General features: G+C 38.8%; 12 protein-coding genes. All 12 read right to left on the reverse strand.

Annotation, left to right across the window (positions count from 1 at the left end; genetic code table 11):
• Nucleotides 1–231: 231 nt before the first annotated feature.
• Nucleotides 232–615 carry a MerR family transcriptional regulator gene (locus tag Q8865_04120; protein MDP4152616.1) on the reverse strand — a complete coding sequence of 128 codons (384 nt, stop codon included), beginning with the start codon at nt 613–615 and terminating at the stop codon, nt 232–234.
• A gap of 17 nt (nt 616–632) precedes the next feature.
• Nucleotides 633–893 (reverse strand): hypothetical protein, encoded by a 261-nt coding sequence (locus Q8865_04125; GenBank protein ID MDP4152617.1) that lies wholly within the window; start codon nt 891–893, stop codon nt 633–635.
• 32 nt (nt 894–925) lie between these two features.
• Nucleotides 926–1,330, reverse strand: a complete 405-nt coding sequence (locus Q8865_04130) for a cupin domain-containing protein (protein ID MDP4152618.1) — start codon at nt 1,328–1,330, stop codon at nt 926–928.
• 135 nt (nt 1,331–1,465) lie between these two features.
• Nucleotides 1,466–2,332, reverse strand: a complete 867-nt coding sequence (locus Q8865_04135) for a DUF362 domain-containing protein (GenBank protein ID MDP4152619.1) — start codon at nt 2,330–2,332, stop codon at nt 1,466–1,468.
• Nucleotides 2,333–2,680: 348 nt separating this feature from the next.
• Nucleotides 2,681–3,871 (reverse strand): nucleotidyltransferase family protein, encoded by a 1,191-nt coding sequence (locus Q8865_04140; protein ID MDP4152620.1) that lies wholly within the window; start codon nt 3,869–3,871, stop codon nt 2,681–2,683.
• Nucleotides 3,813–5,549: an ABC transporter ATP-binding protein gene (locus Q8865_04145; GenBank protein ID MDP4152621.1), complete on the reverse strand. Its 1,737-nt coding sequence runs from the start codon at nt 5,547–5,549 to the stop codon at nt 3,813–3,815. Before Q8865_04145 ends, Q8865_04140 begins: the two co-directional genes overlap by 59 nt.
• A gap of 14 nt (nt 5,550–5,563) precedes the next feature.
• Nucleotides 5,564–5,998: a S26 family signal peptidase gene (locus Q8865_04150; protein ID MDP4152622.1), complete on the reverse strand. Its 435-nt coding sequence runs from the start codon at nt 5,996–5,998 to the stop codon at nt 5,564–5,566.
• A complete protein-coding gene (locus Q8865_04155) occupies nt 5,991–6,254 on the reverse strand; it encodes a PqqD family protein (protein ID MDP4152623.1) in 264 nt (87 codons plus the stop codon). The genes Q8865_04150 and Q8865_04155 overlap by 8 nt, the downstream gene beginning before the upstream one ends.
• A complete protein-coding gene (locus Q8865_04160; protein ID MDP4152624.1) occupies nt 6,244–6,972 on the reverse strand; it encodes a hypothetical protein in 729 nt (242 codons plus the stop codon). The genes Q8865_04155 and Q8865_04160 overlap by 11 nt, the downstream gene beginning before the upstream one ends.
• A 53-nt stretch (nt 6,973–7,025) precedes the next feature.
• Nucleotides 7,026–8,045, reverse strand: coding sequence for an S-layer homology domain-containing protein (locus tag Q8865_04165; GenBank protein ID MDP4152625.1), 1,020 nt, complete (start codon nt 8,043–8,045; stop codon nt 7,026–7,028).
• Between the two features lie 200 nt (nt 8,046–8,245).
• A complete protein-coding gene (locus Q8865_04170) occupies nt 8,246–13,234 on the reverse strand; it encodes a hypothetical protein (GenBank protein ID MDP4152626.1) in 4,989 nt (1,662 codons plus the stop codon).
• A 418-nt stretch (nt 13,235–13,652) separates the two neighbouring features.
• Entirely contained in the window at nt 13,653–13,826 is a 174-nt protein-coding gene (locus tag Q8865_04175) for a hypothetical protein (GenBank protein MDP4152627.1), read from the reverse strand.
• Nucleotides 13,827–13,840 lie beyond the last annotated feature (14 nt).

Here is a 13,840-nt window from a genome sequence, read left to right on the forward strand (position 1 = left end):
ATGTCGAATGTCCTCCTTTTGATATGTCTTGTTGCAGTTGGCAGACCGCAGCTTTATTATATCAAAAGGAGTTTTTTTACTATACTCATCGCTAAAGCTTTTTCTGAACTCCCGGCATAGCCGGGAGTTTTCGTATTACAAATACAAAAAAGTTCTGTAACCCTCATGGTACAGAACTTTCTTTCGATCTTATGTCCCTGCTCAAATCCAGTGTTATAATACTGCAAGGCATCAATTTCCGTTTAAATGTTCTTCTTCGAATTTGAGCATCCGCTCCTCATAGCCGTCAAGTTTCCAATCCAGTTTTGCCAGAATCTCGTTCATCTCGTTGATACGTGCCACAATCTGTTCACGCTGCTCAAGGAGAAGCTTTTTGCGCGCCGGAATAGTTTCCGCTCCCTGATGAAACAACTTGACATATTCGATCAGCGTTTCTACTGAAACCCCAGCATCACGCATACATTTGATGTATTCTACCAAGCGGCAGTCCTCCTCAGAATAATCCCTGACCCCGCCGGGCGTCCGGCGCACACTGGGAAGCAATCCGATTCTCTCGTAATAACGCAAGGTGTCGGCCGTCAACGCGTATTGCCTTGCCACCTCTGTTATTGTCATAGTATTTCACCCCGAATTCAACGTTTTTGGCAGTTAAGCCATAGTCCGTTATTTTTAAGTTTTTTAACTTCCTTTAACCAAAAAGAAGCAGCTATCGTATTTTCGGTTTGATATTTACCTGTTTGAAAAAGCGAAATTGCCTTTTCCGGGCACTCGGCTTCTGGCATTACTACAATACTTATCCCATCAATCGGCGTCTTCTGCAGAAAGGAGCCATTCACAATGCCACTGCCCTCAAGCCGGTGACCTTTCCGTCCAGCGATGTCACCATGTGGCATATGATATACGTTCTGTCCATCGTCGCCTCCAATTATTTTAACTTTCCATAAGCTTCGTCATTGACTGGTTCAAGCCATTCGTTAGACGCTCCCTCGGCAGGTATCTCCACTGCAAGATGAGCAAACCAGCTGTCTTTGGCCGCCCCATGCCAGTGCTTAACCTCGGCCGGAATGTTGACCACGTCACCGGGATGCAATTCCCGCGGCTCTTCCCCCCACGCCTGATACCAGCCGCGCCCCTCGGTGCAAAGCAATATTTGCCCGCCTTTATGGTGGATATGCCAGTTGTTGCGGCAGCCGGGCTCAAAGGTCACGTTGGCAATTGGGCCGCCCTTGTCGGTGAGAGGCTGTAAATAGGCCTGACCGATAAAATATTTAGAAAACATTTCGGGCAGCGGGGCGCCCGTCTTAAAAAGCTCGTTTCTTTCGTTGTTCATTAAGTTCTCCTTTATTTGCAAGCGTCATTGACACACCTTAATGCATTCAAACTGCGGCGAAAAATCGATAAACGGCAGTCATTGAGAAAATGATGTGATGAAATGCTTTATAAAATTTCCCAGTTTTCCGAACACTTAATCTATACTTATTATTTCATATTCCCTAAATCCGAGTCCCAGTGCCGCGGCAGTCTCCACAGTATGGATGCCGTTGCGTGATTCCATGCGTTCGATAAGCGCGGCTTTGCCGGGATCAGGCGAAGCGTATACAGCGTCAACACAAGCCTGATCCAGTGCAACAGGATCGGTTGAGGCAAAAATGCCGATATCCGCCATTTCCGGATCATGAGGATTGGAATCGCAGTCGCAGTCAACAGAAAGTTTATTAGCGATATTGATGTAAACGATGTTTTCACGACCCATAAAGTCCATCACTGATTTGTCGGCGTCGGCCATTGATTCAAGAAATGAGTCATGGTCGGCCGTCCAAAGTGCGGATGGGTCACCTGCTCCGTGGATATGTGCCTTGCCATGAGAGGATGCGAAGCCGATAGACATATTTTTCAGCGCACCGCCAAAGCCGCCCATCATATGCCCCTTGAAGTGGGACAGCATCAGCATAGAGTCGTAATTTTTCAGGTGCTCGCCGACAAAGTTTTCTTTCAGGTGTGTGCCATCTTTTACGGAAATCGAAATTTCTCCGAATTCGTCCATAATGTCACAAGGTGCAATGTCTAGGAAACCATGGTCACGGATAGCCTTCCAGTGATCTTTTGTGGAATATCGCTTTCCTTCGTAGGCCGTATTGCATTCGGTAATAGTGCCGTCGAGCTTAGCCACAAGGGCTTTAATCAGCCCCGGCTGGAGAAAATTATGTCCGCCCGGCTCACCAGTTGATATTTTTACAGCAACTTTCCCCGAGATGTTTACTCCAAGCGCGTCGTAGATATTGAGCAATCCCTGAGAAGAAATTTCATGTGTGAAATATACTTTTGACTTCATTTTAACCTACTTCTTTCAATATTTACATAAGCGTAGTCTTTCCGTATAAAATTATTCTAATACTTAGAGCTAGCTCCAAGTCAAGAGGTAATTTTATATTTTACAGGATAAGATTGCGCGAAACAACAAAAATCCCGCAAGTCACGGTTCATACTACCGTAATGCCTGCGGGTTTTGCTATGCAAAGTATCTCTTAGTTATTATGATTTACTTTGTTTGCATAATACTATTAACTTGCAATTGTAAATTGTATAGTATACGTTTTCGTGGTTCTTCTATCTTCATCGATCACAATCTGCTTCGTTGTTACCGACAGTTTAATAAATTGAATTTTACTTATTTTCTATTTTAATTCCATGCTCCATCAATTTTATGTAAGTATTTTAGCTTATCGACATCCTTATCGGTTACATTATGATATATATTCACCATTTTTAAAGAATGCTTTAATCTAAATAAAAAGCATCTTACAAATCTAAATATCCAAAACACTGGCAATAAGAACGGAAATGACTTAAGGATATGGCATTGCGTTCGCATTGCACTTAAAGGAGGAAAAAATAAATAAAATTCATACAACAGTTTTGCTTTAAAGATTGAGTTTTTCTTGTAAGTATAATTGCATAAACTGGAGAGCAATGCAACGTTATAGACACCATATTGCCCACTTGAGAAAATATACTCCGACATTTTATCATAAATTTCATTACAGAGCTCATCTCCGAACCATACATTACAAAGCCCCAAAATATTATTTTCGAATATTGTCAGCTTAATATTATTAAGTTCCTCTTTAATATAGTCCCAATTTAATTTAGGATAAAAATATTTATTGTAGATATTAATATCCATTATTGAACGAATACCTGTTCCGCCATTTGTATAATGCTTTGTTAAATGAATAAAAAGATATATTAAAAAATCTTCGGGAGGAAGTTGATATTCGTTTTTACTATTATTTGTTGGCGATGCCTTGTCCCAAATATTATTTACATAGCTACAATATGGTGAGCTTTCAGATACAAGAGCTTTGTGTATTTCGATATTCATATAAGGTATTTTTTGATATGCTTCATGATAATTGCAACTATCTTTTTTTATATAACCAAGTTTAATCATTATATTATTTATTTTTTTCAAATCTTTATCTTTAATAAGAATATCAATATCCGCCATTTGTCTCATATCGGGGCAAGGGTATAGACTTTTTAATATATATCCTTTTAATACTATATAATCAATATTATTTTTTTCGAATATTCTTTTAATATTTTCTACTTCTGCATGTTGTACTGCTTCTTTGGCAACAGCTTTTTTATAATCGATAAAAAATTTTGTAAAAATATCATTCGGCGGCATAGAAAAACTATCAAGCTTGCTAATTCCATAATATATCATGTTGGATATTTTGTGCTTCTCTGCAATTGCATAAAGCTTTGACCAATCAAGATCCTCAGGTGGAGGGTCAGGATCAAAATCATTAATAATTGATGATAGCAGGTAAATTAAATATTTTTTTTCTGGCTGAGCAGTATACATTGCTGTTGCTCCTTTCTATTATTGCTATTGATTGGTTGTTAAATCTAATCTCTTTATTGCAAATTGAAAAAGCGGCTTTTTTATGACTGATAATGACACAGGTTTTATCGGTCATCTTTTTTAGGTTTTGTAATAACTTTTCTTCAGTTAATTCGTCGAGCGCAGATGTAGATTCGTCTAAGAGTAAAATCGGGGCATCACTTAAAAGCGCTCTTGCAATTGCAAGACGCTGCACCTGGCCTTCGGACAGCCCGTGTCCTTTTTCTCCAATTTTTGTATCAAGGCCGCTTGGAAGCATTTGAATAAAATCAAAGGCACAGCTAATTTTAGCGGCGTCTATAATTTCTTTGTCAGTGGCGTCTGATTTAATAAAAGCGATGTTATCACGGATGCTTCCGGATAATAAAAGATTGCCCTGAGGAACATACGCGAAGAGCTTTCGTGTATGTTTGTCTATAGACAGTTCTTGGCCGTTTGAAAGCTTAATATAGATAATCCCGTCATCAGGTTTAAGGATCCCGAGCATCAGTTTGAATAGTGTGCTTTTGCCGATGCCAGAAAGACCTGATACTACGATAAAATCTCCTTTTTTTATGTTTAAATCAACATGGTTTATAACAAGTTTTTGCCCATAGCCAAAGGATAGATTTTTAAGCTCTATACTGTTCATATTTTTATAAACGGACTGAACATTAATATCATTTTGATTGATTTCCAGTTCTTCCGGTAAATTTTCAATTTCCATCATGCGTTCAGCTGAGGCCAAAACGTTATAAACCATAGGCAGCATCCCGGATAAATTTGCAAAAGGGGTTTGAACTTGTCCAACCAGTTGCAATATAGCTGTTAGAGTTCCAAAACTGATCGTTTTAACAATCATTCCAAGTGAACTCCAGACTAGAGCAAACAGATACGCCATTGAGAAAACAAATGAGAAGCCGGTGTTTGCCATAATGCCTATGGCATTTTTTTTAAGTTTAGCTTTATAATGATCTGTTCCGAATCTTATTGTTTTATTTTCAAATTCTTTTTCTGCTCCGAATATTTTAACGACAATAATATTTTCTAGGACTTCCTGTATAAAGGAACGCAGTATTCCATCTTTCTCTTGAACATTTTTATGAAAATATTTAAGTCTGCTTCTAAAAAATTTTGTTGTAAAAAATAAAAGTAGACCGCCTAAAATAAAAATCAGTGTAAACATTTTATCTAACATAAAAAGTATTACCAAAGAGCTGATAAGTTTTGTCATTAGTCCCGCAAAATTAGGCAGTATATTTGAAATTCCTTCACTAACGACGGTTACATCGCTTGTTAATCTATTAAGTAAATCCCCACTGTGGAATTTCATTGTATTTGAATAGTCTTTATGTAAAATCACGCTGAGCAATTTTGTTTTGTATGTCATTTCTAGTTTGCCTTGCATTTTTGCCGCTGTATAGCGGCAGAAGACGCGAAGTATTAACTGAATAATAATTACTACCAGCAATTTTAAGCTTTGAATGAACAAATAACTTTTATTGCCGGTTGATGTGCTGTCAATCACGCCTCTACATGCAAGAGCAAACAGAACACCGCATAATGCAAAAAGAGAATTGCCTACCATTAATAAAACCATTAATGGTATATGGCTTCGGGAATTATGATACAGCCATTTAAACGTTTGCTTATCCTTCATATCCCTTCTCCTAATTATTTTATTATTCTTAAATAAAACCATCTGATCGGATATATGAAAACCCATGCTTTGCTGTACATTTTATATTTAAAACTGTCACAGGAAATATATTTATCATCTTTCCAAAACCCATTTACAACACCTATGACCTGTGAAGGATTAACGGGATATTCTTTATTAAATTGATTATCACCCATCACCTCAAAGCCATCTTCTTTTATGCCGACTATACGATGAAGAATGTATTTACCATCCTTTCGCACAAACAAAGGAATGTCATATTTCTTTAGATCATGTACGTCAATACTTTTAATGCAGACTTTATCTTTACGATGCCGCAGCATTGGAGCCATGCTGTTTCCTGTTATCGTAAAAATGACCTCTCCGTCTTTTTTTAAAACATCTCTCATGACAGGAATAAAGTCTGATAAATATGCCCTTTTATTCAAGCAGATCAGCTGCCTTTAATTTTACAAGAAAAGCTTTAGCATCTGCCCTAGCGGTTGTTTCATCAGTATCATATTCATTTAATATAGCGCCAAGCAATTCTTTCTCAGTTTTTTCATCTGTTAACTGCTTCCATAAAAACGCCCCTGTTTCGTTAAGCGTAATTAATCCATTAAAATCAAGAGCAGTTGCCCCTAGAGGCACTACGATATAATTCCCTGCAACTTCTCTCATAAAATATCCGCTTTTAATTTTCATTATTATCCCATCCTTTATTATTTATTGTATTATAAGCAAGCTTTACTGCATCGAAACTTATAGTACATCCCATTTGATAAACTGGTATATCTTTTATCAAATTATCAATTAAATATAATAACTTTTCAATTTTGTCATTACTGTTAAATCGCATACTTTGATAGATTAACATTTGCGCGGCTTTTTTATTACTTAATCTTCGAATATTATTTTTCTGTGCCTGCTCTAAAAATACTACAGCTTGCAGCGGTACTCTTATATTTTTACTCAAATCACTTTTTCCACTCCAAGGAGTTCCATACACATAAAAAGTTTCATTAATAAAACGTATTGCGGGTTTATCGTCATTAATAATGACAGCTTTGTCTGTTCCAAAATATTTTTGCCATAGATTTGTATGAGTTGACTTCCCGGTTCCGCATGGGGCGGAAAATAGAACCGCTTTGTTATTTAGCGCAACTGCTGATGAATGCAAACAAAAACCGTTATAGTTTAATAAAGAACTATAAAAAGAAAATCCCGTTTGAATATATTCCCATTCGTTTGCTGTCATGGTAGGATAATTTTTTTTTAATATTTTATGCTTTTCATCATTAACGTCTATTGAAATGTCAATCGAATTACACGTATCTGTTTTATACGGTAATGCCTGTCTGAGTAATGTTTCACCTGTAAAATTCATAGATACTGTTAATTCGGCAATTTTATATATATTCATAAATAAACTCCACTAACGAATGTCCTTACAAATTCTATGATTATTTAAATGAGTTAATATTCTGTGATGTCGCCGCTGCTGCCTGCGTTATCAGAATTATCAGTGTTTCCCGAGCCGCCAGAGCCGCTGGATCCAGTAGACGCACCTGAGCTATTAGAACCGCTTGAACTACTTGAATCATTTAAATTGATCCCATCTTTTTCGATGACTTTATTGCCCAGATTGCTATTTGTTATTGTTATCCTGTCAGCCCCGCCGCCCCGTATAAACGTACTTCCTGTAACTGTTACATTAACGAGACTAACAGATCCTTCACCAATTCCTTCTGAAAGATAAAGATTACCTGTAATTTTCATATTTTGAAGTACTGCATCAGGGGTGTTTATCACAACATTTCCGTCTGAATTTGTACTATAATTTCCTGGTTCATTAATATAAAGTCTAATAATATTATTTAAAATCTGGACTGTTTCGGCTCGGCTGAGATTGCAAAATGGATCAAAAAACCCTCCATCTTTTCCGTTAATATACCCTGAAGCCTCCATGCCAAAAATAGCATCCTTTGCCCATTCCGGCAAATTAGTGTCTTTAAAGCTTGTATGGTCTCCTGAATTTTCATTTACAGAAAAGATCCTTTTAAATATTAATGCTGCTTCAGCGCGGGTTACTGGATCGTTAGGGCGAGCCAAAAGATTCCCGCTATTATCCAGATCCCCTTTTATTATTCCTCTGGTATATGCCTTATTTATAAAATCATAATACCAATCGTTATTTTTGATATCTGAAAATGGATTATCAGTTGTTTTTTCATAACCAAAAATCCTATATAATATAGCAGCCAGTTCTGCACGGGTAATTTGTTTATCGGGGTAAAAATTTACTCCGTCTCCATTTATAACGCCTTTACTGCTCCAGTTATTGATTGCTTGTTTTGCCCAAAATTTATCATTTACGTCTGAAAAAATAGAGGTGCCGTTTTCTTGTGCTGCCGTGATGTATCCAAAAGAATTAGTAATGATTATTGCTAAAAATAAAAACATTTCTATGGTTAATCTAAATGTACGCATTTTCATATTTGGCCCTCCATTTTATTTGCATTTCATTATGAAAAACAGGCAGGCATAAGATCCTGCCTGTTTTTCAATAATTAACTTAATAATCTCCTGTGTCCCCGCCGCTGGGATCGATACTACTGCATGTAATATCCTCAATTTCAAATTCTGTAATTTCAATTTCTGGTTTTTCATATTGTTTTTTCATTTTTATACCTCCTTTAGTTCATTGTTTGGGATACTGTATTGCTACTGTAAACAATAATGACATTGCCATCAGCATCCTTGTAAATCAAATATGCTCTTGCGTACCAGGTATCACCGGATGTTACATTGCACTTGCGAATATAAAATTGATTTGTGGAGTTATTTTTAATTTTTCCGCGAATAACATTTGCTGTATCTATTGTGAGTTCAGCAGTTAAAGGCGTATTTGATTTAAGTAAAAGAACGCCGCTTTCCACTAAAGTATAACCGCTTGGCACAGATCTGTTGGCTGTAAACATAATTGTCTTATTTACAGAATCCATTTGTATGTCCGATGACAATGTAATAAACGGTGAATTTACTGCTGAAACTGCGGAGCTCACAAATACCGCTTCAAGAGTAGTGGCGTTCATCGGGGCAAAGTAATTGTAAGTGGAATCGGTGCTTATCTTTACGCCGTCCTGGCTCCAATAACTGAATTTTTGTCCAGAAGGTGCTGTATTTGCCACGACTGTTACCGGCATATCGAACTTAAACTGCCCGGATGTACCGCCCGTGGATAGCGTTCCATTGACAACGGTTACTGTATAAGTGGTATCAAGCCTCTTATAAACGGCATTTACCGTTAAATCACTGGTAACGTTATTAAACGATTTATCCCAACCTGTAAACTGATATCCTGCAAAATTAGGTGTGCTTGGCGGAGATGCGGCTAACCCTTTTCCAACGCTGCTTGATTGCAGAATTTTGCCGCTTTTATCTTTAAATATTACTGTGAATTGAGTTGTTTCTGCCGTTGGAATTCTTACAAATACCGCTTTCACAGAAATGTTTTCGCCCATTATAAAGTCGCAGCTCGGCTGCGTGGAAATAATGCTACCGGATATAGTGTCCTGCCAATAGGCAAATGTATCTCCATCACTCGGAGTTGCAGTAATGTGGATACTTGACCCTTTAACCGGCTGGGCTTCAAAATTAGGTGCCAAACCAGCTGAATCATTATTCATTTTGACGATGCCATTTCCTTCAGCTATGACTGTTAAAGAGCCTTTTGGCATCTCAACAAAGCTGGAGGTCAGGGATAAATCACTTGTTACTTTGAACGAATAATTAGGCAGCGGCGATACTAATTCATTTCCTGCGTACCAACCGTTGAAATTATAATTTGGACTGGGAATTGCACGCAGAGTAGCGTACTCTCCATCACTGTATGCCCCCGCTCCGCTTATTGCTCCGTTGACTGGATCCGCTATAGTTACTATATAAGTTTTGGGTGCGGCTTCGGCAATTATTGTTGTCCCGAAAGGAGCCAAGTCTAACGCTGTATTCTTAGTTATAGTTGCAGTTAATACAACGGGGACGTTTCCTATAGCGCTTGAAGGACGAGTCACAACGCCGTCATTACTTATATAGGCAGTGTTGGAAGAAGCCCATGTAACAATAACATCGCCGTATTTAGTTGAAATTGTTTTCGGCAACGTGATGTTCTCTGTCAACGTTGACGCAATGGAAAGTGATTCCTTAGCGAGTGAAACTGCTAATTTATCGGCAGCCGCTGTTAACGCATCTTTCTTTTCATCCGGGACAAGTGCTTTTTGCAGTACTGAAAGTCCATTATACGCGCTATTTGCGGCGTCTACTGACGTTTCAGTAGGTATTGCGCCAATTGCGTCTATCAGCGCGATTACGTTATCTGCTTCAAGGGTATCAAATGCAGTTTCAGCATCTGTTAGGGTCTTGTAATTTGAAACAAGTGCTTGATCTGCAGGCGACAGATTATTATAAGCTGTGCGTGCCGCTGCGATTGCCGGACCACTGTCCATAGATACAATGCCGATTGCGTCAATCAGATGTTCCACAGTTACATACGCAGGAGTTCCGGCTACTGTAAATGTAATTGAATACGTCTTTGTTGTTCCGTCTTCTGCTGTCACGACTATTTCAGTTTCGCCCGGCAGTGTTGACGCCGCAGTAACATTCGCTGTTGCACTCTTATTGGCCGTTGTGGCTGAAACCATTGGGACAATAGACGTACCGTAAGGCAGCGTAACTGTATAGTTTTCCGTTGCCGGCGAGAAATTGTCTATTGTAACACCGCCTACAGTCAAGTCAGACAGTGTCGCATCGGATGATTTAGCTACTTTGAATGTAACTGTGTATGTCTTAACATCTTTGTTCTGTGCTGTTACAACTACAGTTGCGCTATCGTTGACGGATTTTGCCTGAACGATAGACATCGTTGCTGTAGAATCCTCCAATAACGCATCAATTGCTGGTGGGATCGATGTACCAGCTGGGAGTATTACAGTATAGTTCGTTGTCGCCGGATCAAATGCAGGTGACAGATTGTAATTTCCGACAGTAATGGAACGCAGGTTATTATCTGTTGACGCTTCCGCAAGAGTAAAGTTAACTGTATAGGTCTTATTTGTTGCGCCGTCTTCAGCTGTGACAACTACTGTTGCCGATCCCGTCAGAGTACTCGCTTGAGTAATTGAGACGGTTGCTCCGCCGTCTGACGTTACAGCCGAAACAATTGGTGCATCAGTCGTGCCATACGGCAATTTAACATTGTATGTGTAGGTTGTTGGGCTGAAATTATCAATTCCACTACCATTGAATTGTAAATTAGACAACGTTGCATCATTAGATTTGGCAACTGTAAAGTTTATAGTATATGTTTTTGTTACTTTTCCGTCTTCTGATGTTACCTTAATTTGCGCTGATCCGGTTGTTGAAGCTGCCTGCGTATATGCTATAGTCGCAAAAGTGCTGGAGGCATTCGCGCTTACAGAAGGCGCACTTTTTGTTCCGTGCGGCAATGTAACCGTATACGCGGTTGTATTTGTATTAAATGAAGGCGATATTGTTCCAACAGGAACAGTTATAGACGCTAAGCCTGCATCAGAGGATAAAAGTTGCCCCGGCAAAATTGTACCCGGTGTTGCATTAGCTTTTGGTTGATATATTGTTGCGGTAATTGAACCTTTTGCCTGTTTGAACAAAGCGGTTTTTCCGGCTGCAATATCAGGCGACGATTCCTTCTCACCATTGTATGTTGATGATGCTACCGTTGCTGCTTTACCGATTGAATATAAGCTCAAGGTCGTGGCGTACGAGTTGGGGAGATTACCTGCTCCTGATATACCAGTACCATTTTCATCACATTGCAGCACTATAATACGATGGGCTTTATCCAACGATAAGTTATTTCCAAAATCAGTGCTGTTGCTAGCAAATGCTGCCCAAAAACCAGCCTTATCACTTTCGGAGGTATATTTAAGAAAAGACTTTGTGCTGCTGTCTGTCATATACATTGCAAATACATATGTTTGATGAGGCTGCAATAAAGTCGGGCCTTCTCCTTCGGTAAGAAAATACTTGTCGATAGAAGATCCCACTTTCAGCTGCAAATCAGCAAGGGGTACAGGGTCATCACCAGTAACATAAACCTCGACAAATTCTGTATTGTCATTACTATTAGCAAGGCTTGGATCAGGAAGTGCTTCGGAGATAAGAAGGCCGTAATTATATAATTTTGATTCGTATGAAACCAGCGTATTATAGTTTGTCACCAATAATTTTTGTATAGTGCTCAAAGACTCATAGGCTGACCTTGCACTTTTTACTGCGTTTTTGTCTGTCCCGCTTAATGCGGTAATCAAATCAATGACATCTTGAGCAGCTGATTTATCTTCTGCTGATCCTAGAGCTACGTTTAGAGGACTATCCGGCGTACCCGCGTAGGTTATATTCCCGCTGCTGTCTTCGGCTGTAATATAATAATCGATTGTGGACCCGTTAAACGGATAATAGGATAGATTTAAAGGAACTTTACAAGAAAAAGTTGAGCTTTTAACAGGGGCGGATTTTATCATGCAGCAATTGTTACTTAATAATGATGATTTATAAGCGGTGCTGCCCGTTTGTCTATACATTACATGAAAAGAATTAAGGCCGGTTTCGTCAGTTGCCGTACCATTTATCTGTATTTCAGGCGTGGTGCCTGTAAAATATTGTGCTGTATTATTCGTAATAACCGGTTTGTTATTATCTCCGGACCCGGGAATTTGCCAACTCTTGAGCCCGGTGCCTATTGTTGCTGTTTGCATTGTGACATGTTCTGAATCCGAATTTGCAGGTGTATATGAAACGCCAAGAACCGGATCATAAAAAAGATCGATTGATTTGTTATTGTCGGCGGTTGAGGCGCGCATATAATATGCCGTGCTGACAATATCCGAATCATTGGTCAAAACATGGTTTTTATCGGTGGAAGCGGTTGCGGTATTTTTAACTATGTATAAGATTCCTCGTCTGGCGGTATTGCCGGGCGTACCGGCCGGACTTGCCTGTCCGATATATGCTAGATTATCCAGGAAGAAGTTACTTCCGGCAGTATAACTGGCACTATATTGAGTTAATGAAGCAGTCATACTGGAACCGGATAAATTTTTTGGATATTCAGCATAACAAATCCTCGAAGTATCTGTAATCCCGTATGTGCTAACAAAACTATCCTTTTTTAATGCATAATATGGAGATGATGGACTTGTGACACTACTCGGAGTCCATTTGATCCATACCGCTTTAGTATCATGAGAGTGAATAATCAGCGTGCCAGTATCAGCAACTTCACCGGCGGTATACGAAGAAGTCGCAGTAAACTTATTAATTCCTGTGTAGGTTGGACTGTAGAGTTTTGGATCGCAAACACTTGTCATTGCAAAGGGTGCCACATAATCCAATTTTTGAGCTAATGCATAATTGCTTAAATCAATATCATTGTCTGTAGTGTTGTAAATCTCGATCGCGTCAAAGCCGTCCTGGCCGGTGTTAGCCTCGTTGGCTGAGTTTTGTACTACTTCTGTCACAATTAAGGGCGGCACATTGCTTGATGCAGTCGCAGGCTGATTGTCTGCAAATGCCCCACTAGGAAATGCGCTGAAAATCATGCATGCTATTAATGCAATGGAGATGCCTGATTTAGCTGCTTTTTTCATTCTCTTTCCTCCAATTAATCGCAAAAGATTGGAAAAGCTTTCCACGATTAATTATATGTCTAGATTTTGCTAACTCAATATGTAATATACTTACATTGTTTTATGTGACAATTGGCAGCAATTACATATAATTGCATTAAAAACATATAAAGGATGTTGAGATAAGATATGTAAACAATTTTAGAAAGCATATCATAAAATATTTTAAAGGCTATAATGCTTACTTCTTTCCGATTATTTCAAAACTTTTCTTTCACTTCAATTTATATTTTTCATACTTATACAAAAAAGCCCAGCTCTCGCTGGACTTTTTCGACAATCTGATACTGTCGGCATAACACCGAAAGTTTTTTGTAAATAAAATTTGATAAATCTTATGCTAAAAACATCATTGCTGTTAGGCTTAAAGTTTTATAAATTAACTTGCAATTGTAAATTGTATAGTATACGTTTTCGTGCTTATCCCATCTTCGGCAGACACAAGAATCTGCGCCGTTCCGCTCGTTGAAGTCGCCTGTGTGTAGGATATCGTTGCTGAACTGCTGGATGCTGTTGCGCATACAGTCGGCGCAGAAGTTGTGCCCTGCGGCAACGTAACGGTATACG

The organism is Bacillota bacterium, assembly GCA_030705925.1.
GTDB lineage: Bacteria > Bacillota > Clostridia > Oscillospirales > Feifaniaceae > JAUZPM01.